Below are 24,913 nucleotides of genomic sequence, written 5' to 3' on the forward strand. Positions count from 1 at the left end.
TTTAGAAGGGGGAGAAGGTCGGCTATGTGCCAATAGCGGAACACACTAATGCTGCTGTACAGGGGCTGACTCATTTCCTCCTCCACTTTCATCCCGTTATACTGTGAAAAAAAGGAGGTAGGCGTGAAACTGAAAATGCAGGATTTGAGGCTGTTTAATCTCGTGTTTGAGAGCGATCCTGGTTGGATACTGGATTTCTCTAACCGCACCTTGTCTGCTTTTTTTGATGAAGAACTGAACATTGATATTGATGATGAACGTTATCAGGAAGAGGGGACGTCAAAAGCCAAACGAGTTAGATGCTTGCTGAAACAGGCTGATCGTGAAACCGCTCTACGGGTTCTTGGCGCTCTCTGGCAGTATAAAACAGAATCCATGCCTGAACAGGCTGAACAAAGCCGTAATGACTATTACGCACTGATTTCCCGCTTAGAAAACGCTGACACCGATGAAGCCAAAGGCGTAAAGCCTGTCCAGGCATGGCATGGTGTTGACTGGCCTTCACTTATCGCTGAAATGAACGAGATGAAATCTCTGCCGCCACATCCACGTGGTTTTCGGTTTGAAGCCTGGCTTGCTGAACTGTTCAGTATCTTTAAGCTTGCTCCCCGTTCGTCTTTCCGAAATACAGGCGAACAGATTGACGGAAGTTTCCGACTGAATGATGAATTTTACCTGATGGAGGCAAAGTGGCATCAGAAAAGAACGTCGGCTGCCGATCTCCATGTATTTGAAGGAAAGCTCAGTACCAAGGCAACCTGGACACGCGGCGTTTTTATCAGTTGGATGGGGTTTACGCCTGAAGGCCTGACGGCTTTTGGTAAAGGGAAGCGCGTTATCTGTGTCAGTGGTTATGATCTTTACCACTCACTGAGTCATGGAATCCCTTTGCCCGACCTTCTGGATGCTAAAACCAGGCACGCCGCTGAAACGGGAGAGCCCTATGCTGAGTTCGACCGACTATATGCACTGAAGAACAAACAGTACGGCACGCTGAAATAACGGGTTGGGAAGCGGTTACTGCTCCCCGTTGTTGTTAGTAATGTCGCATAACACCGTTTTTGACGAGTAGCCATTGCGAGTGTTTGAGCCTGTTTTGGGCGCATTTTTCTCATGCCCGAGGTGGTCAGTCAGCTCCGTATTAAGCGCCGTTTCGACGGTAAGCTTCGTCAACATACGGGAAAAGCATTGAGGTCGGCTTCGGTTTTAAGGCCTTTAGCCAGTTCAGCCGCAAGGGCTTTGAGTTTCTTTTCGTCCATAATTTCCTGTCTCCGTTACTGGATTGAACATATCAAAATCAGGCAATTACAAAATTTTAATTACAGTCTCAAGAAGAGATGCAATCCGCATCTCTTCCTCTGCTCACTTTACCAGCTCATGCGTCCTGCGATGCTTTCGAAACATCGTAAAAACAGAGCCAGGTCTTCTTCGCTATTGTTGGCAAAACCATGCGTTAACAAATCATCAAGGATGTTTGTATCTTTCAATTCCTGGGTGAGTATGCGGTAGGAAGAACTATTCCAGCCAACCCGGCCAACAGGCATACGGAAGTATTGTATGTCAATTTGGGTTTTATCCGGATATGTTGACAGTTGTTCCTCAAAGTATGCCAGTGATGCTAACGTTTCATATCGGTCGTAAGAGAGTTCGAAGTTGGCGGTTGTTCCGATGAAGCTGGATTTCCATTCATCCATAATCGTCAAAAGATGATCGCTTAACGCTGTTTTTCTTCTGTCTAGCCCATCCAATTGCTTCCAGATATCACCACCGCCTTCCCACGACCATAAAAATAAAAGCGTAATGATGCTGCACGGTTCGTGATGGGGGATCACTATTTTTTTCAAAAACAGCTCGTGTAATGTGCCCCATCGGCGAGAACGGATTAAGCCAAGCGCATACGCTGTCATAATCATCACTGCCGGGTAAGTGCGCAGATTTATCCATGCACTCAGCCCACCGTTGTGGTTTTTGGAATGGCTGATGATGTTATTAATGATATCAAATATTAATTCTTTATGTTTATCCTCTCCCCAACGACCCAGTATTCCGGCCATACGACCTAATGGCTCTGTTATCGATTCATAAGTTGATACCCGTTGACTGAACTCTTCAGGACTCCATCGGCCGTTAGGGGAGAGTGTGTCTGAATTCATTGCTTCTAATAAACGCTCAAACTCACCTGAAAAGAGCTCATCAAGTTGAATGCGAAATTCTGCTTTAGCCAGATATTTTTTTGTACTGTTGGTTAACAGTTCGACGCTTAATGGGTTTTGTTTTCGGCTTTGTTCAAGAATGGTTACTCGTTGCTGAAGTGTGTTGAAGAAATCATCGGCACCGGTGATTTCCATAATTTTTGCCTGCCGATGGGAGATAAGATCCTGGGCGTTTGTGCCCGGCGGATTTTTTGCTGCCCAGAACATGGGATATCTTTTGTTGGGCGCCCGCAGTATTGCTGCACGCAAAGCATGATCCCACTCACCAGACCAGCCGCAAATGATTAGGCCGTGTTCATCAATGATTCGGTCAAGCAACTGGTTGTATTCAACGGGATAGCTTGCCAGTTCATTATCGGTGTTGAGAATCCTTGCATCTTTGTAGTCGCCATGCAGCTTGAACAAATAACATTGAGAATGTGTCAAGGGTTCTGCGCCTGAAAGAGAATCCACGGAGGAAATCACGGTTGGTTCAACCCCCTGTTCCCGCAGCGCATTTTCCATTAATCGGTCAAAGTTGGTTGTGAGGATGACCCGAATATGGCCTGAGCGAACAAGCCTGGCAATGGCCTGATGTGCTGGCGTGGGTAATTTTTTACCCTCTTCTTTTTCTTCTTCATTCGGCTCAATGTAGTTGTGCAAAATAGAGCGGCGTTCAGCAGGCGAAATCGTCAGGTCTTCTAATAGTTTTGAGTAGTCGGGTTCGTTACCTGTTTTGTCACGGTACCATTGCGCCCAGTCCGTTTGTTCTTCAACGTCCTGCGCGGCGGCAATGCGTTTGATGAGATCGAGAGTGATTTCCCAGCCCGTGGGTATTTGTGCCGTTCGGGATAACCCAGAACCTAAAAGAACAGCAAAAACCCCTTTATTTTCGTGAACGGAGAAAGCGAGCTGGGTGAGTGGATCGGTGCTTAAGAGCGTCATTGTGGTTACTCTCCGATAGGCTAGATTTATAACAATCATTACGTTACATTTTTTAACCTAACTTTCAAATCCTCATTTCTGTTTGTTTGCTGCTTTTCCACTTTTCCACTTTTCCACTTTTCCCGGCTCACCCTGTGCTTTTTCCTTACAGTAGTGAATGATGAAACCTGCTTGCCTGGTTCTTTCCATATTGCTGGTATCCACTCAGGCCACGGCATCTATTGTAGATTTTTATCCTTCAGGAATTTACTCACCAAATCAGCAATCTGCACATTATTTAAATCAGAGAACGGGAAGTGGGTATTCCCTTTGATTCCCACTTCAGGCAGATGCGTCACAGTGACATCCCCGCCATGCTTGTTCACCACGTCACGCCACTCACGAGCCATCGCCAGACGTACGCGCCAGCTGTCCTGCGCGGGCATGGCTACAGGTTTTTCCGGTATGTTATCGCCGTAAATAATCAGAATCGGGATTTTGGTCAGTGCCATAAACTGCTCCATCGGCACAGGCTCACCCTTCAGCGTGTCGAACGCGCTTGGCATAGGGGCTGGGAGTTCTTTTTCGGGGAAGACAAAGCTGCTGCCAGGCTCAAAGGCGACAATGGCTTTGACCTTGTCATTTTTCATCGCCGTGTACCAGCCTGGTCCGCCACCCTGAGAGTGGGTGAAGAGGATAGCGGGGCCGGATTTATCCACGACGGCCGACATCGCATCAGAGATGACATTGATATCAAACGGCCCGGTATTCGGGGTCATCTGACGGAAATACTGGTTCAGTGCTTCTTTGTCGTGAGAGAACTGAACGCCTTTAAAATACTCTGGCCACACGCCAACGCGGAACTGGTTGAACCACATCTGTTCATCCGGTTTAGGCGTAACGGTACCTTCTACCGTCGTGCGCCCGGCGCTGCCCCGGCGTGGCTGATCGACAAGATAGGTTGAGAACCCGCGACGCAGGAAGATGTTCTGGAACCCTTCGCGACCATCCGGGGTACTTTCCCAGGTACGGGAGAACTGACCGGCGCCATGCAGCATGACGATAGGGTACTTATGCGGATTCTCCGGGATTTGGTAGAACACCGACGCATGATCGCCATGCCAGGTTTGACCAGCAGAGTCCAGCGGCTTTTTCGCATCAAATTTCCCAGGGGCGGTGATGATAGTGCCACCAGCAGAAAAGCTTCCCTGTTCCTGAATGACCAGCGGCTCGGCGTATACCGACTGAGCTACCAGGCCACCCGCCATCACGCAGATGGCCAGCGTTTTTAAGATTGTCTTCAAGATTACATCCTCTGTTATGTTTGCCGTTCGATCATATCTGAGTTGTCAGCGTTAATTATTCAGCACCCCTGATTGCCCTTATTGGGCAGACTCATAAATGCGGACGATTAACTGCGTATCGTCTCTAACCAGCTGGTGACCGTTTCCGTGATTCTTCGCTCCTGGTCGCATTCAATGACCAGCGGTTTTTCCCGATGTGCAGTCGGGGCGAGACGGGTAAGGATGTTGTCGCTGTCTCCTTTGCCGTAGCCGCCATGAGTAATAAAGGGAATGAGTAATTTGCCCGCAAGGTTATGGTTGCTGAGAAATGCTTGCACTACAGGCGGCACGCTGGTTCCCCAGATCGGAAAGCCTAAATACACGGTCTCGTAACGTGAGATATCTGCAACGCTATTTTTTAATGCCGGTTTAACGCCTCGCTCACGCTCATTTTTCGCCTGTTCAACGGTCTGAAAATAGTCTTCTGGATATGGCGTAGCCGGTTCGATTTCAAACAGATCGGTATTCAGGCTGCGGTGAATGACACCCGCAATGACTCGTGTATTTCCGCTACGGGAAAAGTACGCCACCAGAACAGTGCTTTTACCCTGCACGTTTGCGGTTCCGGTCGCAGCTGATGTCAAAGAAATGTTCGCCAGCGTGAGCCCGGCAAATGCGGTGATTAACATTCTGCGGTTGGGATCATGCTCCATAGCCCACTCCTAATTGTTTGCGAGCGACTGCTGCAGCGCCTTTTCAGCTCGCGCTGCTGCATCACTTTCGCCATGTTCACGCAGAACCTGTGCCTGCTGGCGCAGCTGCGCTGCCGTCAGGCCGACCCGCATGCTGGCTCGCGTATGCGACAGCAGTTGTGATTCGACACCCGGCGTGGCCGCTAATGCGCCAACCGTTGCCAGCTCGCGGCTTTGCCAGTCGAGGTTATCGCGGGCGAAAATATCGCCGAAAAGGTGCGTTTGCAGGAACTGGTTAATCACCGGGGCAAAATCAAATAGCGGCCCCTGGACTGGCGCGCCTGAGATTTTTGTCTGGTTTGCGGTACCGACGCGGCGAAGCTCATCCCCGACGGGGAGGGTGGCGGCCGGTTCTTTACCCTCAACGTCTTCGATGCCTCGTTGTTTACGTGCTTCGACGACCTTCATCAGCTCATTAAGCGCATTCAGGCTGCGAGGGAAACCTGTGTAAGCATAGAGCTGGACAAGAATCTCTTTGGTTTCGTTTATCGTGAGCCCGGCGTCGAGTCCCTGATTCAGGGCGGTATTCAGCTTATCCATTTGACTGCTGGCCATCGATGCGGCAATCAACGGGATGGCCTGTTGGCGGGCTGACAGCGTATCTGAAACCGTTTGTTCGTGGTTCATTTCTGAGGCTCCTTTATTGACGGGCGCAGCATTTACCGCCAGACCAAAACCAAAGGTCAGCAGTACCGATGCCGCTAATGCCTTAATGGGCGTGGTATTGTTCATCTGTTACTAACTCCTTCCAGTTAACGCTTTTGCCATCCACAATCCCGGTTATCGCCAGATGCGTCATCGCGCTACCGGGGGCTGCGCCGTGCCAGTGTTTGACGCCCGCCGGGCAAGAGACAACGTCACCCGCGCGGATGATCTGCACCGGCTGGCCTTCCTGCTGGGTCAGCCCAACACCCGAGGTCACAATCAGCCGCTGACCTGCCGGATGCGTATGCCAGGCAGAGCGGGCACCAGGCTCAAAGGTGACATAGGCCCCGGAAACATGGATGTCATTATCAGGCTTGAAGAGAGGATCAACCCTGACGCGACCGGTAAAGTTTTCGGCTGACCCGTACACCGCATTCTGGCTTCCTGCGGGGGCGATATGAACAGCGGGATTTTGCTCCGCGGCCCAGGATGAAAATGTGAAGAGGGGCAGTAACAGCCCGAGGTAACGTAAATGTCCGATCATGCAAAGCGTCCTTATCAATGAAGAGGCGGATTGCCTGCGATGATTTTATCGAGAGGGTAATGACGTCAGGCTGACGCCCCCCTGACAATTCTGTCAGTTAACCCGGGTCCCGGCTCAGTGCCGGATTGCGTATTGCCCGCCGCTTTATCCGCTTGTATCGCAAAGGTGAGGCCAAATGTATTGATGCCGTTTTCACTACGGGCAAAGACATCTCCCCGGTGCATAATGGCGACAGCACGCACGATCGACAGGCCCAGCCCATGATGGGTATCACTCCTCGCTCGGGAGGTATCGACGCGATAAAAGCGCTCGAAAAGCCGGTGTAAGTGCTCTGGCGCTATCGGCTCGCCAGGGTTGGAAACTTCAACACAGGCCTGATGACCAGTTTCGCTTAACCGCACCCTAACCGTGCTGTTGGAGGGCGAGTGTCTTGCGCTGTTTTCCAGTAAATTAGCCAGTGAGCGGTGGAACAGTCGTCGGTCGATGTGCACGGTGACGTCGCCCTGTACATCAAGAGAGAGCTGTTTTTCAGCAAAAGAGGGTTCAACGTACTCCGCGGTTTTCAGGGTTTCTTCCCGCAGGGACACCTGCATAAGCTGGGAAGCATGTTCACCCGCGTGAGCATGAGACAGGAACAGCATGTCGTTAACGATAGAGGTCATACGCTCAAGCTCCTCAAGATTGGAACTCAGTAACTCTTCCAGTTCATCCTGAGAACGTCGGCGCGAGAGCCCCAGCTGCGTCTGGCCGATCAGATTAGTCAGCGGTGTGCGGAGTTCATGCGCAACATCGGCGTTAAAGCTTTCGAGCTGTCGCCAGGCCACTTCCTGACGCTCTAACACGCCGTTAAAGGATGATGCTAACTGCTGTAATTCGTCAGGTAACGCTTCGGTATTCAGGCGCTGACCATGATCCCCGGGAGCGAGCTGCCGGGCCTGTTTACTGAGCGCCCCAACGGGACGAAGACCGATCTTTGAAACGACGTATCCCAGTAAGGCAACAATCACGACGCCCAGTGCGGCAATAATCAGCAGAGTACGTGTGAACGCATCGAGTGTTCCCATGTACGGCGTGGAGTCGATGGCAACCACATAGCGCAGCTCAGGTCTTTCTCCGTTTGCGGGGATGGTTTTCACTAACAGGAACAGTGAGCATGCACCTTCTGATGCGCCGGGTACTTTATTAAAACCTTCCTGTAGAGAAGACCACTGAACACCTACCGGTGGTGCCCCCCCCATGCTGAAGCGTGGGTTATCGCTCACTATCCAGTAGCGAACGCGTTCACCCTCAGAATTGGTTAACACGGTGAATTTATTGGCAAGCAGTGACCAGCCGTCAGCCGAGGTGCGTGCGGTGATCCACGGACTCATTAATGATTCCCGGAACAACAGCTCGTTGTGCATCTGCTTTTGCAAAGAGTCATGCAAGGAGCTTCTGAGCAGGATACCGATAACGGATACAATCAGCAGCGCGGATAAGGCAAACATCAGCGCCAGGTGAACGGAGATGGAACGCTTAAGCATGCTTATCCCCTTCATTATTCTGACCGGATCTCGAGGACATAACCCATGCCACGAACGGTGTGTAACAGTTTGATATCGAACGGGGCATCCACTTTGGCTCGAAGTCGTTTAATGGCCACTTCAACCACGTTGGCATCGCTGTCAAAATTCATGTCCCATATCTGCTCCGCAATCATCATCTTTGACAGTATCTCTCCCTGATGTCGGGCCAGAAGACTCAACAGGGAAAACTCTTTCGCGGTCAGCTCCAGTCGCGTTCCGGCACGAAATACCCTGCGAGCCAGTAAGTCGAGATGCAGGTCGTGAATTTGCAGTTGGGTGATGTCCGCGCCATCCGTAGCGCGGCGACGCACCAGTGCCTGAATACGCGCCACCAGTTCAATAAGCGAAAAGGGCTTGGGCAGATAATCATCCGCGCCAAGACGCAGTCCTTTAACGCGCTCATCGACCGATCCCCGTGCCGAGAGCATCAGCACCGGCGTCTGTTTGGCTGCCCGCACACCCTCAAGTACCCGGTAACCATCCATGCCCGGCAGCATCACATCCAGTATTATCGCGTCGTAGTCGAACTCCAGCGCGTAATGAAGACCTTCCGCGCCATCTGCCGAGACATCTACCGTAAACCCGGACTCACCCAGCGCACGGGAGAGGTAGGTTGACGTTTTTTCTTCATCTTCGACTAACAACAGGCGCATAACGGGACTTCCTCTTAACTTTTCAACGGGGCTTCAACATCGGAATAAACCTGCACAGCATCCGGCAGACGTTGACCCTGGATAGTAATGGCATCCAGTGAGCGGGTGAGCTCGCTCATCTCAGCAGCGGTCAACGACACGCCGGTAGCCGCTGTGTTTTGCAGCATATGGTCTTTATTGGTGGTGCCAGGGATGGGAACAATCCACGGTTTACGGGCCAGAAGCCATGCCAGCGCAATCTGTCCCGGCGCGGCATTTTTTCTTATTGCCCAGGATTTCAGTAGCGCTACCAGCTGTAAGTTGTGTGGAAGGTTATCAGGCGAGAAGCGTGTTTCTGTCGCGCGGATATCACCGGCAGCAAACCGGGTATTCTCATCAATCCAGCCCGTTAAAAATTGCACGCCGAGTGGGCTCCATGGCACAAATCCAATGCCCAGCTCTTCACACACCGGAAGCACCTGTTTTTCAGGGCCGCGCCAGAGCATGGAGTATTCACTTTGTACGGCGGTAACGGGTAATGCGGCATGAGCGCGTCTCAACGTGTTGATGCCCATTTCAGACAGACCCCAGTGCAGGACTTTCCCTTGATCCATTAGATCTTTAACCACACCGGCGACATCTTCGATCGGGATCTGCGGATCAACCCGGTGCTGATACAGTAAATCGATACGATCGGTACGCAGGCGTTTGAGCATATTTTCGACGACCTGTCTGATATGCTCCGGTTTGCTGTTAAGGCCCGGCAGACGTTTCCCTGTCTGTTGGTCAATATTCCAGCCAAACTTGGTGGCGATAACGATTTTGTCCCTGAACGGGGCGACGCCTTCTCCGAGAATTTTTTCAACTTCCAACGGGCCGTAGGCCTCAGCAGCATCGAAGAACGTGACCCCTTCATCAAATGCCCGGTGAATAACATTGATCATCTCGGGACGCCAGGGAACGGACGTGTCGTATTTGCGACTCATGTTCTGCACGCCCAGCCCGACGGCAGAAACTTGCAGCTTCCCGAGTTTACGCTTGCCCGGAGCAGCAGGGCGTTTGCTGGTTTGGCGGGATGAATCGATCCGGGAGGATTGGCTCGCCGCCGATACGTGGGGAATCAGTGAGGCGGCGGCAATACCCGCCCCGGCGACTAAAAGCTTGCGTCGCTCTGGCATTGTCGGGTCATTCTGGCTGTTCATTGATCGCTCCTTTTCTCAGAAAATTGAACGTGAAACTCATTTACGCGAGACCATTCTGCCCCCTGATTGCCAACATAACGCTGACGATTACCTGACAGCCTTGTCAGAAACGCTTTCCAGTCTCAGTCCGTTTCCTGACAAAAATGTTATTTGCCTGTCACGATGCTGACAGGCCTCTCCGCCTAATCTGGGCCAGCAAATTTGATTCCGCGAGCCTGAATAATCAGGCCGACACCCATCGGGAGAGACCATGAAATTCACCCTTATCGGTGCAATGCTACTTACGGCAATGGCCGGAGTGACCTCAGTCAATGCGGCTGATTACAAAAAAAATCCATTCACACTCGTCTATAACGGTGCCATTACTGAGAACGTCAAAGGCAAGGTCAACATTCACCCAGTGAAATACGATCTGCATGGCATCCAGATTGCTGCGAATGTCTATACCCCTGCTAACTACGATCCCGCCAAAAAATATCCTGCGGTAGTGGTTGCACATCCTAATGGCGGCGTAAAAGAGCAGGTCGCCGGGTTATATGCCCAGCGTCTCGCCGAACAGGGCTACATCACGATTACCGCCGACGCGGCTTATCAGGGCGCCAGCGGTGGGATGCCTCGCAGCGTGGATAAACCCGCTAATCGTATTGAGGATATCCATGGCATGGCTGACTACATCAGTCAGTATCCTGGTGTAGATACCGCCCGCCTTGGTCTGCTGGGTATTTGCGGAGGCGGCGGGTATTCACTGGTTGCGGCCGAAACTGACAAGCGGTTCAAATCGATAGCAACCATCAGCATGTTTAATTCAGGCCTTGTGCGCCGCAACGGTATGCAGGATTCACAGCTGGATACTATCCAGCAGCGTCTTCAGCAGGCTTCTGACGCGCGTGCTCAGGAAGCAGCCGGAGGAGAGGTGCTTTACTCCGGCGATGCCAACCTGACGGATGAACAGATTGCTAAATTACCTTTTGCCTTGTATCGCCAGGGCTACGAGTACTACTGGAAAACCCACGCGCACCCGAACTCCACGTTTAAATACACCACCAGCAGTCTGTTAGACTTGATGAGCTTTGACGTAACGGACCATATCAATCTCATCAATAAACCGCTGCTGATGATTGCCGGTACAAAAGCGGATACGCTCTATATGACTGAAGATGCGTTCGCGAAAGCCACCGGTACGAAGGATAAAGAACTCTTCCTGATCGATGGTGCTACCCATATCGAGACGTATTGGGTGCCTGAGTACGTTGACAAGGCAATGCAAAAGTTAGACGTCTTCTTCGATAAGAATATTTAGTTAGCCTCCGATGATGCCCCAGCCGTGCAGGCTGGGGTATGTCCATCAGCTGTAGCCACTTTCCGCTTGCGTATTCACCCACGATATACCCAGATTAACGAAGTTGCGGTTAAAGATAATTACGCTGCTTAAATAGACGTTATGAATGGAATTCATAGACCTGATTCTTTTGGGATCCCAGATACAACGCATCCCTCCCTGAGCTGCAGGGAAGGGCGGGTATCTGTAGACAAAAGTTACGTCTGGCATCAATAACGAAGTTTTATTTTTTTTAGCTGAACGGTCAGTGCCATCCTAGCTGCTATGCTCCGTACGCTAATTAAAGGTACTTGCGGCTTTGCCGCTAAATCTATCGATGTTGGCCGCAACTCTAAATTTATCTCACGTATGCTTTCGGCGGATACTGATCCGGTCATAAAAGTATTTATGGCCGTAGTTAAATGCAGCCGAGAGACATCCGGCAAAAACGGCGCATTAAGCAGGCATGCAGCGCACTGGAGCCCGGCGCAGTCCGGGCTTTTTTGTATCCGTCATCCATGGCGCATAATCAGCAGTTAGCCTCCCAAAAATCCCTCAGAATTCACGTAGCGACACCAAAAGCCGAAGCCAGAATGACTGTCTTTAACGAAGGTTGCCCGGCGGCAGACAGGGCAGGTTTGTATCGTAATATTTGTAGCGATCGATTGTTTGTAGTTGAAATAGAAACGAGCAGCAGAAGCCTGTCTATAAGGACAGATAGGGGTAAAAGCAGCTTGCCATACCTGGATCCGCTCCAGCCCAGGTAATTTAACATAATATACATTATGCGCACCAAGGTAGCGGTACGTGAAAACTACGATTTATTGGCGGTTCATCTGTTGTTCTCTGATGGCATCTAAAAGCGCTTTCTCCAGCGATGAAACGAGGATTTTAGCCATTTCGTAATTGTGTTCACCGCCTCGTGTTGTTTTCCATACATCACACTCACGACGGGCTGTCTGCTGAAACGTTATCGTCAGTCTGGCCTGTTGAATGTCTCAGGGCATGAAGCGGACTTATCTGTACAAGGGTTACCATCCAGAAATAAAAGATCACCCAAAAAGAAAACCCTCGTAAACCTTCTAGACAACCTTTTCCCGAGCATTTAGCCTGAATTAAAATTTTTATATCTGTCAGGCTAATTCATTATGAAAAATGATATCAGAACCCTCGACCTTAACCTTCTTAAGGCCCTTGATGCATTACTGGATGAGGGAAGCGTGACTCGGGCAGCACAGCGCCTCTCCCTGACGCAGCCTGCCGTCAGTGGTATGCTTATTCGCTTGCGTGATTATTTTGACGATCCACTCTTTGTTCGCACCAGCCACGGTATGGTGCCCACAATGCGGGCCAACGAACTTTCTACGCCGGTAAAACAAATCCTCACCGATATCGCTATCCTTCTGAAACAAAAGAAATTTGACCCCATGACGGAGGAACTGACTTATACCATCGTCGCAACGGACTATGCCCTTAAGGCTGTTGTCGTTCCGTTGATGGCTGAACTGAAACAACGTGCACCGTATATTAAAATCGCCGTGCGGCCTGTGGACAATGAGCGGATGTATCAGCAGTTGTCTCGGGGTGAAGTTGATCTGGCTTTGATAACACCGCAAACAACCGCCGAAGACCTGCATGGCAGAGCGCTCTATGAAGAAGATTATGTCTGCGTAGCACGACGTCATCATCCTCTGGCAGCGAGTTCGGAAATGACGCTCGAACAATTTTGCAAACAGGAACATATTCTGGTGTCTTCAGAAGGTAACTTCACCGGTGTTACAGATGAAGCACTGGCTAAACTCAGTCTGAGACGACGAGTAGGCATGTCAGTTAATAGTTTTCAGGTGATACCTGATATATTGAAAGTGACTGATATGATTGCAGTTGTACCTCACCGCATGATCCTGGCTAACAACGATCTCATCATTCTCTCTTTGCCCCTGAAAGTACCCGGCTTTACCAAGAGCATGGCCTGGCATGAACGAACCCATCGTGACCCAAGTCATCAGTGGATTCGTGCTTTATGCGCAGAAGTAAGCCAACATCCCGCGCCATGATATAAATTATCTTATGAATAATATAAGTAATGGCGATTCGCCTTATAACTCCATTGCACCAATAATCACTGCCATCACCTTACTGTCGTAACGACACACGCAGTGCACTCAACTATCGCAATTGGAGAAATTTATGAACGCGATTAACTGGCCAGAAGGCTTTGTTCCGGGTTTTACCGATAACTTTGTTTCTAATGAAATGATCATCTCAGGTCTGAACGTCAATGATGTCTGGCCGCTGCTGAGTCAGCCATTGCTATGGCCGGAATACTATAAAAACTCCGCCGATGTACGCTTTTATGACAACAAAGGTCCAGAATTGGAAAATGGGGTGCGCTTCTATTTCAGCACGTTTGGTTTCCCAGTTGAAGCTCAGGTTGTAGAGTTTGTTCCGCCTGCTGAAGGTAAACCTGCTCGACTGGCATGGCACGGATGGTCCGGTGAAAAAGATACCGCTCAACGACTCGATGTCCATCATGCGTGGCTACTGGAGGATCTTTCCGGTCACAGGATCCGTATCCTAACGCAGGAAACACAGAACGGAGTCCCGGGAAAAGACCTGGCAAATACCCGCCCGAACCCAATGCTTAATGGTCATCAGGAATGGCTAGACGGCCTGATTCTCGCAGCCAAGGATAATTAACCGCTTTCCACAGTCATATCGCTGAGGCTGCACTTCCCCGCAGCCTCAGGAATATTTGCCCCTTTGCTATTGCACTTAATCACAGGTAAATCCTGTAACCCCTGCTAAGATAGCATGCTAAAACCGCCTTAATTAACAATAACGCGCCCATTCAGGGGCTGTATGGGGCGATTATTGTCATAAGAAATCACCGTCCTGAAATGATTAATCTGCCCGGAAGATACGCTGGCTATATCTTTTAACACCAGCCATCTGACACCTTCTGAACATGGAGGTGTAGTTAGTGAACCACTAAAACGGTAATACTCTGACTGCGTGGGTATTAAGGTACTAATATCCACAGCTTTATCTAATACGATAATTTTTTTTGCTTCGGTGGGAATCTGTTCCCAGGCATTATCCAGTTGAGGATTACCCTTCCCTTCCCTGAACATCAGAGCCACAACCGCAAGAGCACCCTGCGCATTTTTATAAACGAAGTGCGCTTCCAGAGGATACTGCTTACCCTCGATCTCATTCTCGCCAGGGGCATGAAAATGGAACTGTTGTAGTGTGAAGGCGTCATTATCCAGGTGCAGCAAGTTTCCCGCGCCAGTATTAACCTGGATGGTGTAACCCGTGTTGAGAACTTCCTGCACTCCCGGGTTAAAAGTAAAATTCAGTCTTTCATTAAGCGCCGTAAGCGCACCGTGAATATTGACCGGAGACTGATTTTTACCCGTTTCGCACAGTGAATAATTGGGTGAGAGCTTCCCCCAGTTTTCAGGATTTTCTTCACCTTTATAGCCCCAGTGAGGGTGGTTTTCTGTAGCATTACTTGAGGAGTATATTAACAATAGAGCTGAAAAAATCACTTTAATTTTCATCTTGATAACACCCGATTCCTTTCGGTAGGTTTATGTATGAATTACTCTACATATCGCAAGATATAGCCGTTTGATAATATGGCACTGCCTGAACTAAACAATCGTAATTTCATTATCATATGATTTTATATTTTTATTCTTTCTGTAATGGAGTTTTCACCTGCTCGCTTGTTTCAACGGTAACTGAACTCTTGTCGGTGAATGATGGCCAGTTATAGGATCTGGTAATAAACTTCCAGGAATAATATGACTTACCCTCATCAATAATTTTCAGATTAAGTATGCTCCAGCTTTCATCGTGGCAATGAGAGTTTTTTGCATAATCTTCTTCCGAAAAGCAGGCGCGGATCATTTCGCTTGAAGAGAAAGGAATATCTTTAAATGCCAGCTGGTGCGAGCCATTGCTGTTTAATATCAGGAAGTCAGCATACTCCTCGACACGACCACCGCCAGAGTAGGCCGTAGACCACTTTGATACCAGAGCAACAGCCTGTTCTGTTTTATTAATGGGGTATAATGCCGGAAATACTGATATCTCCTCGCGATTGAGTTCACCATCTGAACTATGATCTGTGCCCCTGTATTGGGAGAAACTCCATTCTCCATCTTTAATATAATTATTTTTTACTTTGCGTATTTTTATTATTGCAGGCGTTGAGTCCGTTAAATAATAGCCTTCCCCTACCCCTTTTTCTTTCCAGACTTTAGCACTTTCTGTACATCTGTTTTCAACAGCATGACAGACGCCAGCATACTGTTCGCTGTTCTTTTTCAACGCTATTAATGGGATGGGTTTTATTACAGGGACGTTGTCATTTGCCATCAATGGGCCTGAGGCGAGAATTAAAAACAGAATGGAGATTTTTTTCATTCCTGATTTCCTGATATTGACCTGACATCAATGAGTCAGATGCCAGATAACACCATAACTGACGCCAGCATATCTGACAAATTGCCTGTGCTCAATTCAAAAAGAACTGACGGCAGCTCTCTCTTTCAACATGGTGAGAAAAAACGATAACAGTACAAAACCAACTATAATCTGCCCAGGATTCAGCTGATTACCATAATTACACCAAGGATAAACACCCCATGACTGCATTCGATTTCCACCGTTTTTTACTCAATGACCTCCCCGCTACCTTTCTTTTCGAGGTCGCCGCCCGCGTGTTGATCGCCTACATTATCGTTTTTATCTTTCTAAAGGTGTCGGGCCGCAGAGGTATCAAGCAGCTTTCACTGTTTGAACTGGTGGTGATCCTGACTCTGGGGTCAGCATCTGGCGATGTCACCTTCTACGATGATGTGCCGGTGCTGCCAGTGCTGATGGTGTTTGTTATTTTGCTGTTGCTATACCGCACAACCACCTTTCTTATTGCCAGAAGTGTACGCTTTTCGAAATGGATTCAGGGGGAAGTGGTTACGCTGATAGTTGACGGGTTATATGAACTGAAAAGCCTGGATGGATTGAATATTTCAGAAGATGAGTTTTTCATGGAAATGCGTCAACAAGGCGTTGAGCATCTCGGACAGGTCCGGCTGGCACTGATCGAGCTCGATGGTCAGCTCAGTATCTACTTCTATGCTGACGAGGACGTGATTCCCGGCCTGAGTGTGCTGCCGCCGCCACACAGACAGGACTTCACGCTGATCCGCGAGAGCGGACTGTATGCATGTACCCACTGCGGTCAAACCGCTGAACTCATGGGCGGATCAAGTCATACCTGCCCGCGATGTAAAGCGGAAAAATGGGCGAAAGCACTTAGCTCGGTGCGCAATCACTAGGTCACTGCACTTAGTCAAATAGCGCAGCTTTCCGGCGGTTGATACGCTCTATTTCGGCCGCCAGCACAGCTCTCCAATTACACCGCCAGCGCCACCATCTTTCGGATGATTGATACCATCTGTGACGTTGACGCAGGCAAAATCAAACGGTGATACCCCTTCAATGCAGGAGGCATTTACCGCGTATTGATGAGGGTTGGAACGGCTCTGATGGAAGGTATAAATACCGCAGACTGAACAGAAGTAATGCGCCACTTGCCGGCTGTTGAAACGGTACTCCGTTAGCGTCTCTTTTCCTTTAGTCACCTCGACTGACGAGGCAAAAACCACTACGGCACCGCGCATGCGGCAGAATGAACAGTTGCAGCGTCGTGCGGTGTTCAGACCATCGATTAATGTAACGCTAAAAGTCACTGCACCACAGTGGCACTGGGCTGAAAGATTATCAGACATGAACATTTCCTCTACAAACGCATCGTCAGCACCTTATCTAATCAATGGATGACAATGGGGTGACTATTGGCAGTAATTAGAGACTAGCTTATAAAGTTTACAGTTGTACTTCCAAAATAATCTATCCTCACTGGCCAGGTTAAACCTGCCGCTGTGGCACAATAGAATGAGGGTAAATCTCCGTTACTAATCTGCCAACGCGAGGCGCTATCATGACATGCCGATCCGATTGTCCGTGCAAGAATCCGGATGCACCAAAGTTCCCGGCCGGGAAAATGTTTAATGACCAGCGTGGCCGCGCGCTGCTGGTGACCGGCAAAGAGGGCCGTTTCCCCGATGCCCGCTATAAGGTGCTGGATATTCGCACCGGCAATACCGCTGAATACAGCTATCCCGCGCTGGTGAGAAAGGAAAAAAACGCCTGATCAGCCGCTGCCGCAGTCATGCCCCGGGTGCATGGCTGCGTTAAGTTGCGAACTATTTTACAGCCCCTTCGGTTACCCCACTGATAAATTTACGCTGGAATATCAGGAAAACTGCCATCAGCGGCAAAATAACAATCATCGCGCCCGCCATCAGCACTGGAATATCGATGGTATTACGGTTCTGGAACAGCATCATGCCGATAGGCAGTGTCCGAAGTTCGTCTTTGTTGACCAGAATCAGCGGCATCAGAAACTCATTCCATGTCCAGATAAACAGCAGCAGAGCCAGGGTTGAAAGCGTCTGACCGATAGCGGGCACCAGCAGCCCCCATAGGATCTTCACTCGCGATGCGCCATCCATCACCGCCGCTTCCACCAGCTCTTTCGGCACCTGCTGGAACGCACTGGCGATCATCAGGGTGGTAAATGGCAGTGACAGTGCGATCTGGGGAATAATCAGCGCCAGGTAGGTGTTGGTTAATCCCATCCAGCGTAACTCATGATAAAGCGGGATGATAAATGCTTCACTGGGCAAAACCATGCCCAGCGCGAACATTGCGGCAATCGTTTTTTTACCGGGTATCTTCAGCCAGGCAAAACCGAAGCCTGCCAGAATCCCGAGAAAAATACTGCATATTACTACCGGGATGACCACCAGCACGGAGTTGAGAAAATAGACGTTAAAATGCCCCTGCTGCCAGGCAGTAATGTAGTTTTTAACGTTGAAGGAGCCGGGCAGTGTGAATACCCCCTGAAACAGCTCCATCTGGGTTTTAAATGATGTCAGCAACGCCAGCATAAAAGGCAGAACGGTGATCAGCGCTACCACCCAAATCAGCGCGCGGGAAGAAACCGGCGTATTGTGCATAATTAACGCTCCTTTAACGCCAGATGAATCAGCCAGTTAATCAGTAATACGATTAACATGCTGAAGACCGCGACCGATGAGGCATAGCCGAAATAGTGCAGATCGAACCCCTGCTTATACATAAAGATATTGGTAACCATCGTCGAGGTACCCGGGCCACCCTGCGTCATCACATAGACCAGATCGAAGGTTTTCAAACTGGCGATTACCGTCAGCAGCAGCGCGATACGTACTTCAGGTCTCAGCCCCGGCAGAGTAATGCGCATAAATTTCTGGCGTCGTGATGAACCGTCAAGATCGGCTGCTTCCAGCAGCGAGGGATCCATTCGTTGCAAACCCGCCATAAACAGCACCAGACAAAAGCCGAAGAAATACCAGGTAGCCACCATACCAACGGCTGGCAGTGCCCAGTCAAAATCCCCCAGCCAGGACAGTGCCAGATGCGGCAGCCCGATAGCGCGCAGCAGCTGATCGATTGGGCCAAAGGCCGGGTTATACAGCCAGCGCCACACTACTCCAAGTACTGCCATCGGCATGATATAGGGCAGAAAAAAGAGGATGCGCAGCAGGCTGCGTTCCGTATTGCTGCGCATATCATTGAGGAAGCTGCACAGCAGTAATCCAATGCTTATTGGCAGCAGCGTGTAAAACAGCATCAGCAGGGCATTGTTACCCAGCGCAATCCAGAACACCGGGTCGCTGAACATACGCATATAGTTGCTGATACCGGTATAAATCGGGGACGAGGTTCCATCCCATTCGGTAAAACTGATCCCCAGCGAGGCAATCAGTGGCAGCAGCAGAAAAACGCCGTATACCAGCACCGCAGGAAGAAGATAGAGAAAATTACGCCAACTGCTTAGATTCAACATAAACGTACTCACAGGCCAGACGTCTGTAAGCCCGGCGGGCGTGCCGGGCACTGTGGCTTAATGTTTCATGCTTTTAAGGTAGCGCTGATAGTTGTCGTCAAAGTTGGTGACCATTTTATCCACCGTCTGACGCCCTCCCAGCAGCAGCTGAACGTTCTGATTAAGCTCTGCATTCATGGTTGGTGTAGCCCAGTCAACATAATGGCCCAGTCCGTCGTTCTCATTGAGCGTCAGCCACACCTGCCATGCCTCTTTTAGCAGCACATTATCCGCAGGGACCTGCGCATTCTTGCTGGAGCTGGCAGGCAGGAAACCGGCTTTCAGCCAGCGGTCTGCCATCGTGTCAGAAACCATATAGTCAATAAATTTTGCAGAGGCATCCTGCTGGGTTTTGTCTTTCGCGGTGCTGGTCACCGAAAACGCTAAATCGGTTCCCCCGACCATCAGCGCGTGCTGAACGCCCTTGCCCGCAGGCATCGCCGCAAAGTGGATATCTTTATTATCTTTAAACTGGCCAAGATACCAGGTTCCGCTGATCAGGAAGGCTGATTGCCCATTCTGAAACAGTGTGGCCGCATCATCGTTGCCAATGCCCTGGAAGCCCGGGAAGAAGTAGCCTTTATCGTTCCAGCCTTTCATCATTTCACCGGCTTTAGTCAGCTGCTCATCTTTAAAGGTGCCGCCAACATCGTAAATAAGATCATCCAGTTTCTTGCGATCTTTACTGTCGATCTGCGCCTGCCAGAGCGTACTGAGCATCTGCTGGCCCATATTGCCGTCAAGCAGGCCCAGCATCATCGGTGCCACGCCCTGCTCTTTCAGTTTTGCCATTGCGCTTTCCAGCTCGGGAAGGGTTTTTGGCACGGCAATCCCGGCTTTATCCAGCAGGGCTTTGTTGTAGTAGAGCCCGACCATCTCCCCCAGGCTGGCGATGCCGTAGAGCTTGCCGCTGCCAAAATCACCTTTATCAGACCAGCGGTTACGTTTCAGGATTGAGTCGGGGAAGCGCTGAGTCCAGCCGTAGCTGCTGGCATAGCTGTCCAGCGGCAACAGGAGTTTATCTTTGACCAGTGACCCCATATCCCCGCCGCCCTGGTTCACCTGAGCTATCTGCGGGCCATCACCTGCGGTTAACGCCAGTTTGAGCGGGATACGGGTATCTTCAAATGAATGCACGGATCGGTTAATTACAATCCCGGGGTTTTTCTCAGAGAACTCTTTGATGCCTTCATCTACCGCTGCGGTTTGCTGCGGATAGTTGTAGATATCCCATTCATTAAGTGTGACGGCACGGGCGCTTTGCGCCATACACCCCACCAGCGCACCTGCCGCAATCAAACGAGAGAGGAGGCGCACGGAGGTGCGGAACTGGGACGAACGAACGGATGAACTAGACATAATGCTCGGTTTCTCCATCACTGAATGGGCATCCCTTCAGGTCGACATCTGCCAATCCCGCAGACTGAAGCTACGATTACAAATGCACTCCTTCATACTTACTTTAATAGGAAAATAAAGTCAAACAGTGCGGGTGTTGAATTTTAGCCCTGTGAGCGCGTGCATAAAAACAGCATTTTGCGCAGCAATTCAGCATGTCATAGCGTGCGCACAGCCATCACCATGCGATCGCCCGGCCATAAGCCGATACAGCCAGAATGTTAAGCTACTCAATGAGTTCTAAAACTAACTCACTGTATTACTATACGAAAATCATATATTTCGATATTCGTCGGCTGTCCTGTAATGGTGAGGATCAGTTCAGGCCGCAGCGCAGCAGGCATTCAGAGGCAACGGGAGCAAACGGTGGAGAGCAGAATGATACGCTGTTACGCCCGCTTTGTGATGTGACGCAATTATTTCATCTTGAAAACTAAGTCGGCATTCATTAACGTTGAAATTGCTCATCTGCTGACCAACGAGAATTGATGATGAATAATCACAGTGCGATCCGCCCGGCCACCCATGCAGACCTTCCTGCGCTCTATCATATCTGCCTGCAAACCGCTGACGCCGGAGTGGACGCCAGCGCGCTCTATTCCGACCCGGAATACCCCGGGCAACGTTTTGCCGTACCTTATGCACTCTTTGCGCCCGACTTCGCATTTGTGCTGGAGGTTGACGGTGAGGTGATGGGTTATGTTGTCGCCGCGCCCGATACCCGTGCGTTTGAAGCACAGCTTAATGAGGAGTGGTGGCCTGTGTTACAGGAAAAATACCGTCACCGTCAGCCAGAAGCGCCGCTTGATGAGAACCTGCTTAACAGCATCCGTCACCCTGATGCAGCTGCCGCCGGGCTGGTGAGCCAGTGGCCAGCACATCTCCATATCAATCTTTTACCTTCACAGCAAAAAGGTGGCTGGGGACGCAAAATGATTGAACATCAACTCGCCGCGCTACGTGCGGCAGGGGTTCGCGGCGTCCATCTTGGCGTGAGCCTGAAAAATGAGCAGGTTTGTGCATTCTATCAGCGGATGGGCTTCCGGCATCTGCTGCGCAGCAATGCCATTTATATGGGGCAGTTACTTTGAGTGAGGCAGTTCATGACCAGTTTGCGATTGCAGAACGTTGAAAAGTCTTACGAGCATATCAGTGTGATCAAAGGGATTGATCTGACCATTAACAGCGGTGAGTTTGTCGTGTTCGTCGGCCCGTCTGGCTGCGGCAAGTCTACGCTTCTGCGCATGATCGCCGGACTTGAAGAGATCAGCAGCGGTCAGCTGCTGATTGATGAAGAAGAGATGACTCATCGCCCTGCTACCGAGCGCGGCGTGGCTATGGTGTTTCAGTCTTATGCGCTCTACCCGAATATGACGGTGCGCGGTAACCTCGCCTATCCGCTTGAAGTAGCCAAACGACCAAAAGCGGAGATCGCCAGCGCAATTGCCGAAACGGCGGCTAAACTGCACCTCACTGAGCTGCTGGATCGTCATCCCCGCGCCCTTTCTGGTGGGGAGCGCCAGCGTGTCGCGATTGGCCGCGCCATTATCCGCCATCCGCGCATATTCCTGTTTGATGAGCCGCTCTCTAATCTCGATGCGGAGCTGCGTCTGCAAATGCGCATTGAGATTGCCCGCCTGCACGCCTCCCTTGGCAATACGATGATCTACGTGACCCATGACCAGCTGGAAGCGATGACGCTGGCAGACCGGATTGTGGTGCTGCGTCAGGGGCGTATTGAGCAGGTTGGCACGCCGCTGCATCTCTATCACGATCCCGATAATCTGTTTGTCGCGGGATTTATCGGTTCACCCAGGATGAACTTTATCGATGCAGAAGTCGTGGCTACCCGTGAAGGTGCGGTGCAGCTGCGCCTGCCTTCACTGGGCATTGATAATCTGATGCTGACGCTTAACGATCCCTGCCATGAAGGGCAGACAGTGCGTCTTGGTATCCGTCCCGAGCATTTTTTGCCGGTTAGTGATGCTGGCGAAAGCCTTACGCGATTTAGCGCGGAGCTTACCTATTGTGAATTGCTGGGGCATACCAACTATCTCTACCTGAATACAGGCAGTGAGCAGATGCTGGTTGTTGAAGAGCGGGAAACCCGGCAGCGAGAGATGGGAGCGCAGGTTGAATGGGTGATCCCACCGGCCCACTGCCTGGTGTTTAATGACCAGGGGCAGCGGATACGCTAGCAGGTTGCCTGAAGGGGGAGTGTTATCCCCCTTTCTGTTCGGCTGTTTCCGCTTCGTCGTTGGCCTGGGCGGCCAGCAAATCCAGCAGCATGTTAATGGCAAAACCAGCGGCGCCCAACGCCCACATACGGCTGGATTCGGTGAGAAATTGCAGCGGTGTGGTCTGCGGGGTGAGTTTCAGGCGGTAGGCCTGGAAATTCAGGGTAATGTGATCGAGCAGGATGCGTGATGCCATCTGTGGTTCCATCGCCAGATAAACCACATCAGGATCGTATGCGATAGACAGGTTAGCCAGCGAGATACCTAAATGCCGCCCGGCCTCCTCCAGTGCCTCCAGAGCTTCCTGCGTGGGCGCATCATCCAGAGATTTAAGCGTCACTGGTTTTGCCTGTGTACCGGCGGGCAGGCGCTGTAGAATGGCTCTTGATGAGGCAACGTCCTCCAGCAGGCGCAGTGAGCCATCTCCCAGCAGCGCATGCCCAATCTCGCCTGCCTTACCGTGGCGGCCACGATAGAGCTGACGATTAAGCAGGATCCCGGCACCGATGCCTTTGCCATAGGTGGCAATCACCGCAGACTGCACGTTACCCAGCTGACCAAACACCATTGCGGCCATAGCCATGGCGTTGGCATCGTTTTCAATAAATACCGGCAGCGAGAAACGCTCTTCCAGCAGCTGTGCAATGGGCACGTTATCCCACTCCAGCACGTTCGAACGGATGCAAACGCCCTGCTCTGCATCCACCAGTCCGGAGAGCGCAAGGCCGATGGCGCTGACGCGTTTACCTTCAACGCCGCGCAGAAACTTCGCCAGCGCATCACTGAGCTGGCGTGGTGTCATTGCCCCTGATGGAATTTGCTGTTCGCCGAGCAGATTCCCGTTAAGGTCGGTCATTACGATCAGATTGCGTTCGGCATTAAGCTGAATGCCGACTACGCTGGCGCGATCCGGATTAAGACCAAGCAGTGTTTTCGGACGCCCCATGGAGACGCGCCGCAGCCCCAGCTCCTGGATAATATCCTGAGCCAGCAGCCGGTTGGTGGCCTGTGAGACCGTCGACATACTCAGCCCGGTACGCACTTTAAGATCGGACTGACTGATCGGCGCGTTTTCAACAATCAGGCGCAAAATGCGCGCGGTAACGTTTGGAGCTGTCATAGTTCCCTTTTGTCAGCAAGTGAGGCGTTATGACGGGCCAGATGCAGCGCGCCCGCCATGGCATCCAGCTGCGGTGCCACCAGCAGCGCACGGATATCATCATCAAGCCACGGCTCTACCGGCGAGGCCAGCCCGCCCATTAATGCAATGCGGCCGTTGCTCAGTGAGCGCAGTCGGCGCACCATCATAGCGATATCGTCAGCGGTTTGCTGAATCAACTTAACGGCGTGAGGATCCTGCGCGTCTGCCGCACTGAATACCTCTGGTACCACGCTCGCCCAGTCCCCCGGCATGGCGCTGCGCGTCCAGAGCAGCATCTCTTCCGCGCTGTGATGGAAGCGCGCCATAACGGCCTGCGTGAAGTCGGTTTTTTCAGTCATATCTTCGTGTGCCAGCAGCGCCAGGCGCAATGCGCGACGGCCAAGCTCCGCTCCGGAACCCTGGTCGGAGAGTGCAAACCCCCAGCCGCCCAGCAGCGTGAAACGTTCGCCGTCCCATGCCGCGCCCTGACTGCCGGTGCCGACGATCATTACCGCCCCTGCACTTCCCGCATGAGCACCAACGCAGGCAATCTCAACATCACTGATCACCTGCAGGGAGGCACAGGAAGGACGCCAGTCGGCAAGCAGAGCTTTCACCGAGGCAACATTAGCTCCCGCCAGCCCTGCCACCAGCGCCGTTTTGTTCATCGCCGCAGATGGCAGGCCCGCGGCATCAAAGGCCCGGCCTTTTAGCAGCTCAACGCTATCGATAGCCTGGGTAAAGTGCGACCAGACATTTGCCGGGCCGCCGGTAACTTCGGCCAGTATCCTGCCGCTGCGATCTGTCAGCCGCGCACGGCAATGGGTGCCGCCCCCGTCAATACCAAGCAGATAATCTGAATGCACGGGCGCTCCCACTTTTATCTCTGTGAATCGTTGTTTCATTATTGACCGAACGATAGGTTAAAAAAACTTAAATCGCAATAACAAATAAATATGACGAAATTTACGCTGATAAAAAATGATTTATATCAATGCGTTGTTATCTTACCGCTTTGCGCGTCACAGTACAGTTATTGACATTAGTTTTCCTGTCGTAATAAGTTGGTGGT

Annotated in this window: 24 protein-coding genes and 1 pseudogene; 8 read left to right on the plus strand and 17 right to left on the minus strand. The window is 51.0% G+C overall.

All coding sequences use genetic code 11. The features are described 5' to 3' along the window. Positions 1-123 precede the first annotated feature (123 nt). Positions 124-1,002 carry a restriction endonuclease gene (locus tag GN242_RS10200; RefSeq protein ID WP_045341144.1) on the plus strand — a complete coding sequence of 293 codons (879 nt, stop codon included), beginning with the start codon at positions 124-126 and terminating at the stop codon, positions 1,000-1,002. 48 nt (positions 1,003-1,050) lie between these two features. Here GN242_RS10200 and GN242_RS10205 read toward each other — a convergent pair. From GN242_RS10205 to GN242_RS10245, 9 genes and pseudogenes are all read right to left on the minus strand, one after another. Continuing rightward, positions 1,051-1,259 (minus strand): annotated as a pseudogene (locus tag GN242_RS10205) (transposase); the annotation flags it as partial. A gap of 108 nt (positions 1,260-1,367) precedes the next feature. Further along, entirely contained in the window at positions 1,368-3,137 is a 1,770-nt protein-coding gene (locus GN242_RS10210; RefSeq protein ID WP_226079124.1) for an SIR2 family protein, read from the minus strand. Between the two features lie 218 nt (positions 3,138-3,355). Further along, a complete protein-coding gene (locus GN242_RS10215) occupies positions 3,356-4,420 on the minus strand; it encodes an alpha/beta hydrolase (protein WP_154751193.1) in 1,065 nt (354 codons plus the stop codon). Between the two features lie 107 nt (positions 4,421-4,527). Then, positions 4,528-5,112, minus strand: coding sequence for a flavodoxin (locus GN242_RS10220; RefSeq protein ID WP_156287415.1), 585 nt, complete (start codon positions 5,110-5,112; stop codon positions 4,528-4,530). 9 nt (positions 5,113-5,121) lie between these two features. Next, entirely contained in the window at positions 5,122-5,883 is a 762-nt protein-coding gene (locus GN242_RS10225) for a carboxymuconolactone decarboxylase family protein (RefSeq protein ID WP_156287416.1), read from the minus strand. Next, positions 5,861-6,340, minus strand: coding sequence for a (R)-mandelonitrile lyase (locus GN242_RS10230; protein WP_154751190.1), 480 nt, complete (start codon positions 6,338-6,340; stop codon positions 5,861-5,863). The genes GN242_RS10225 and GN242_RS10230 overlap by 23 nt, the downstream gene beginning before the upstream one ends. A 65-nt stretch (positions 6,341-6,405) precedes the next feature. Continuing rightward, positions 6,406-7,863 carry a heavy metal sensor histidine kinase gene (locus GN242_RS10235; protein WP_156287417.1) on the minus strand — a complete coding sequence of 486 codons (1,458 nt, stop codon included), beginning with the start codon at positions 7,861-7,863 and terminating at the stop codon, positions 6,406-6,408. Between the two features lie 14 nt (positions 7,864-7,877). Next, entirely contained in the window at positions 7,878-8,558 is a 681-nt protein-coding gene (locus GN242_RS10240) for a heavy metal response regulator transcription factor (RefSeq protein ID WP_156287418.1), read from the minus strand. Positions 8,559-8,572: 14 nt separating this feature from the next. Beyond that, complete coding sequence (locus tag GN242_RS10245) at positions 8,573-9,739, minus strand: aldo/keto reductase (protein ID WP_197094782.1); 1,167 nt, start codon at positions 9,737-9,739, stop codon at positions 8,573-8,575. A 274-nt stretch (positions 9,740-10,013) separates the two neighbouring features. On the opposite strand from GN242_RS10245, the gene GN242_RS10250 reads away from it, so the two are divergent. The 3 genes from GN242_RS10250 to GN242_RS10260 all read left to right on the plus strand — a co-directional run bounded on the left by GN242_RS10250 (position 10,014) and on the right by GN242_RS10260 (position 13,757). Further along, the gene (locus GN242_RS10250) at positions 10,014-11,039 is read left to right on the plus strand and encodes an alpha/beta hydrolase (RefSeq protein WP_231617163.1); all 1,026 of its coding nucleotides are present in this window, start codon (positions 10,014-10,016) and stop codon (positions 11,037-11,039) included. A gap of 1,166 nt (positions 11,040-12,205) precedes the next feature. Then, positions 12,206-13,114, plus strand: coding sequence for a LysR family transcriptional regulator (locus GN242_RS10255; RefSeq protein ID WP_156287420.1), 909 nt, complete (start codon positions 12,206-12,208; stop codon positions 13,112-13,114). Between the two features lie 133 nt (positions 13,115-13,247). Further along, on the plus strand, positions 13,248-13,757 hold the full coding sequence (locus GN242_RS10260; RefSeq protein ID WP_156287421.1) for an SRPBCC family protein: 510 nt from the start codon (positions 13,248-13,250) through the stop codon (positions 13,755-13,757). Positions 13,758-13,885: 128 nt separating this feature from the next. Here the strand turns inward: GN242_RS10260 and GN242_RS10265 are convergent, their stop codons facing one another. Next, positions 13,886-14,623, minus strand: a complete 738-nt coding sequence (locus GN242_RS10265) for a carbonic anhydrase (protein WP_156287422.1) — start codon at positions 14,621-14,623, stop codon at positions 13,886-13,888. A gap of 133 nt (positions 14,624-14,756) precedes the next feature. Further along, a complete protein-coding gene (locus GN242_RS10270; RefSeq protein ID WP_156287423.1) occupies positions 14,757-15,494 on the minus strand; it encodes a hypothetical protein in 738 nt (245 codons plus the stop codon). 221 nt (positions 15,495-15,715) lie between these two features. On the opposite strand from GN242_RS10270, the gene GN242_RS10275 reads away from it, so the two are divergent. Then, positions 15,716-16,408 carry a YetF domain-containing protein gene (locus GN242_RS10275; RefSeq protein ID WP_154751182.1) on the plus strand — a complete coding sequence of 231 codons (693 nt, stop codon included), beginning with the start codon at positions 15,716-15,718 and terminating at the stop codon, positions 16,406-16,408. 48 nt (positions 16,409-16,456) lie between these two features. Here the strand turns inward: GN242_RS10275 and GN242_RS10280 are convergent, their stop codons facing one another. Then, positions 16,457-16,861: a GFA family protein gene (locus GN242_RS10280; protein ID WP_154751181.1), complete on the minus strand. Its 405-nt coding sequence runs from the start codon at positions 16,859-16,861 to the stop codon at positions 16,457-16,459. A 212-nt stretch (positions 16,862-17,073) separates the two neighbouring features. Here GN242_RS10280 and GN242_RS10285 point away from each other — a divergent pair, with 212 nt between their 5' ends. Continuing rightward, complete coding sequence (locus GN242_RS10285; RefSeq protein ID WP_154751180.1) at positions 17,074-17,286, plus strand: hypothetical protein; 213 nt, start codon at positions 17,074-17,076, stop codon at positions 17,284-17,286. A 52-nt stretch (positions 17,287-17,338) separates the two neighbouring features. On the opposite strand, the gene GN242_RS10290 is transcribed toward GN242_RS10285, so the two are convergent. From GN242_RS10290 to GN242_RS10300, 3 genes are read right to left on the minus strand one after another with little or no spacing between them, the layout of a single operon-like run. Next, positions 17,339-18,154, minus strand: a complete 816-nt coding sequence (locus GN242_RS10290) for a carbohydrate ABC transporter permease (protein ID WP_156287424.1) — start codon at positions 18,152-18,154, stop codon at positions 17,339-17,341. Between the two features lie 2 nt (positions 18,155-18,156). Continuing rightward, positions 18,157-19,026 carry a carbohydrate ABC transporter permease gene (locus GN242_RS10295; RefSeq protein ID WP_154751178.1) on the minus strand — a complete coding sequence of 290 codons (870 nt, stop codon included), beginning with the start codon at positions 19,024-19,026 and terminating at the stop codon, positions 18,157-18,159. A gap of 57 nt (positions 19,027-19,083) precedes the next feature. Next, the gene (locus tag GN242_RS10300) at positions 19,084-20,424 is read right to left on the minus strand and encodes an ABC transporter substrate-binding protein (protein ID WP_154751177.1); all 1,341 of its coding nucleotides are present in this window, start codon (positions 20,422-20,424) and stop codon (positions 19,084-19,086) included. A gap of 530 nt (positions 20,425-20,954) precedes the next feature. On the opposite strand from GN242_RS10300, the gene GN242_RS10305 reads away from it, so the two are divergent. Then, positions 20,955-21,554 (plus strand): GNAT family N-acetyltransferase, encoded by a 600-nt coding sequence (locus tag GN242_RS10305; protein WP_156288251.1) that lies wholly within the window; start codon positions 20,955-20,957, stop codon positions 21,552-21,554. Between the two features lie 12 nt (positions 21,555-21,566). Then, positions 21,567-22,661 (plus strand): ABC transporter ATP-binding protein, encoded by a 1,095-nt coding sequence (locus GN242_RS10310; protein ID WP_156287425.1) that lies wholly within the window; start codon positions 21,567-21,569, stop codon positions 22,659-22,661. 22 nt (positions 22,662-22,683) lie between these two features. Here the strand turns inward: GN242_RS10310 and GN242_RS10315 are convergent, their stop codons facing one another. Both GN242_RS10315 and GN242_RS10320 read right to left on the minus strand, forming a co-directional pair. Continuing rightward, positions 22,684-23,820, minus strand: coding sequence for an ROK family transcriptional regulator (locus GN242_RS10315; protein ID WP_154751175.1), 1,137 nt, complete (start codon positions 23,818-23,820; stop codon positions 22,684-22,686). Continuing rightward, entirely contained in the window at positions 23,817-24,707 is an 891-nt protein-coding gene (locus GN242_RS10320) for a glucosamine kinase nucleotide-binding domain-containing protein (RefSeq protein WP_156287426.1), read from the minus strand. The genes GN242_RS10315 and GN242_RS10320 overlap by 4 nt, the downstream gene beginning before the upstream one ends. Positions 24,708-24,913 lie beyond the last annotated feature (206 nt).

It is taken from the genome of Erwinia sorbitola (genome assembly GCF_009738185.1).
Lineage (GTDB): Bacteria > Pseudomonadota > Gammaproteobacteria > Enterobacterales > Enterobacteriaceae > Erwinia > Erwinia sorbitola.

What these genes read in the sequence shown, in the direction of transcription:
- GN242_RS10210 (WP_226079124.1), bottom strand. Translation starts at nt 3,137, where the DNA reads ATGACGCTCTTAAGCACCGATCCACTCACCCAGCTCGCTTTCTCCGTT.
- GN242_RS10220 (WP_156287415.1), bottom strand. Translation starts at nt 5,112, where the DNA reads ATGGAGCATGATCCCAACCGCAGAATGTTAATCACCGCATTTGCCGGG.
- GN242_RS10225 (WP_156287416.1), bottom strand. Translation starts at nt 5,883, where the DNA reads ATGAACAATACCACGCCCATTAAGGCATTAGCGGCATCGGTACTGCTG.
- GN242_RS10230 (WP_154751190.1), bottom strand. Translation starts at nt 6,340, where the DNA reads ATGATCGGACATTTACGTTACCTCGGGCTGTTACTGCCCCTCTTCACA.
- GN242_RS10235 (WP_156287417.1), bottom strand. Translation starts at nt 7,863, where the DNA reads ATGCTTAAGCGTTCCATCTCCGTTCACCTGGCGCTGATGTTTGCCTTA.
- GN242_RS10240 (WP_156287418.1), bottom strand. Translation starts at nt 8,558, where the DNA reads ATGCGCCTGTTGTTAGTCGAAGATGAAGAAAAAACGTCAACCTACCTC.
- GN242_RS10245 (WP_197094782.1), bottom strand. Translation starts at nt 9,739, where the DNA reads ATGAACAGCCAGAATGACCCGACAATGCCAGAGCGACGCAAGCTTTTA.
- GN242_RS10250 (WP_231617163.1), top strand. Translation starts at nt 10,014, where the DNA reads ATGCTACTTACGGCAATGGCCGGAGTGACCTCAGTCAATGCGGCTGAT.
- GN242_RS10255 (WP_156287420.1), top strand. Translation starts at nt 12,206, where the DNA reads ATGAAAAATGATATCAGAACCCTCGACCTTAACCTTCTTAAGGCCCTT.
- GN242_RS10260 (WP_156287421.1), top strand. Translation starts at nt 13,248, where the DNA reads ATGAACGCGATTAACTGGCCAGAAGGCTTTGTTCCGGGTTTTACCGAT.
- GN242_RS10265 (WP_156287422.1), bottom strand. Translation starts at nt 14,623, where the DNA reads ATGAAAATTAAAGTGATTTTTTCAGCTCTATTGTTAATATACTCCTCA.
- GN242_RS10270 (WP_156287423.1), bottom strand. Translation starts at nt 15,494, where the DNA reads ATGAAAAAAATCTCCATTCTGTTTTTAATTCTCGCCTCAGGCCCATTG.
- GN242_RS10275 (WP_154751182.1), top strand. Translation starts at nt 15,716, where the DNA reads ATGACTGCATTCGATTTCCACCGTTTTTTACTCAATGACCTCCCCGCT.
- GN242_RS10280 (WP_154751181.1), bottom strand. Translation starts at nt 16,861, where the DNA reads ATGTCTGATAATCTTTCAGCCCAGTGCCACTGTGGTGCAGTGACTTTT.
- GN242_RS10285 (WP_154751180.1), top strand. Translation starts at nt 17,074, where the DNA reads ATGACATGCCGATCCGATTGTCCGTGCAAGAATCCGGATGCACCAAAG.
- GN242_RS10290 (WP_156287424.1), bottom strand. Translation starts at nt 18,154, where the DNA reads ATGCACAATACGCCGGTTTCTTCCCGCGCGCTGATTTGGGTGGTAGCG.
- GN242_RS10295 (WP_154751178.1), bottom strand. Translation starts at nt 19,026, where the DNA reads ATGTTGAATCTAAGCAGTTGGCGTAATTTTCTCTATCTTCTTCCTGCG.
- GN242_RS10300 (WP_154751177.1), bottom strand. Translation starts at nt 20,424, where the DNA reads ATGTCTAGTTCATCCGTTCGTTCGTCCCAGTTCCGCACCTCCGTGCGC.
- GN242_RS10305 (WP_156288251.1), top strand. Translation starts at nt 20,955, where the DNA reads ATGAATAATCACAGTGCGATCCGCCCGGCCACCCATGCAGACCTTCCT.
- GN242_RS10310 (WP_156287425.1), top strand. Translation starts at nt 21,567, where the DNA reads ATGACCAGTTTGCGATTGCAGAACGTTGAAAAGTCTTACGAGCATATC.
- GN242_RS10315 (WP_154751175.1), bottom strand. Translation starts at nt 23,820, where the DNA reads ATGACAGCTCCAAACGTTACCGCGCGCATTTTGCGCCTGATTGTTGAA.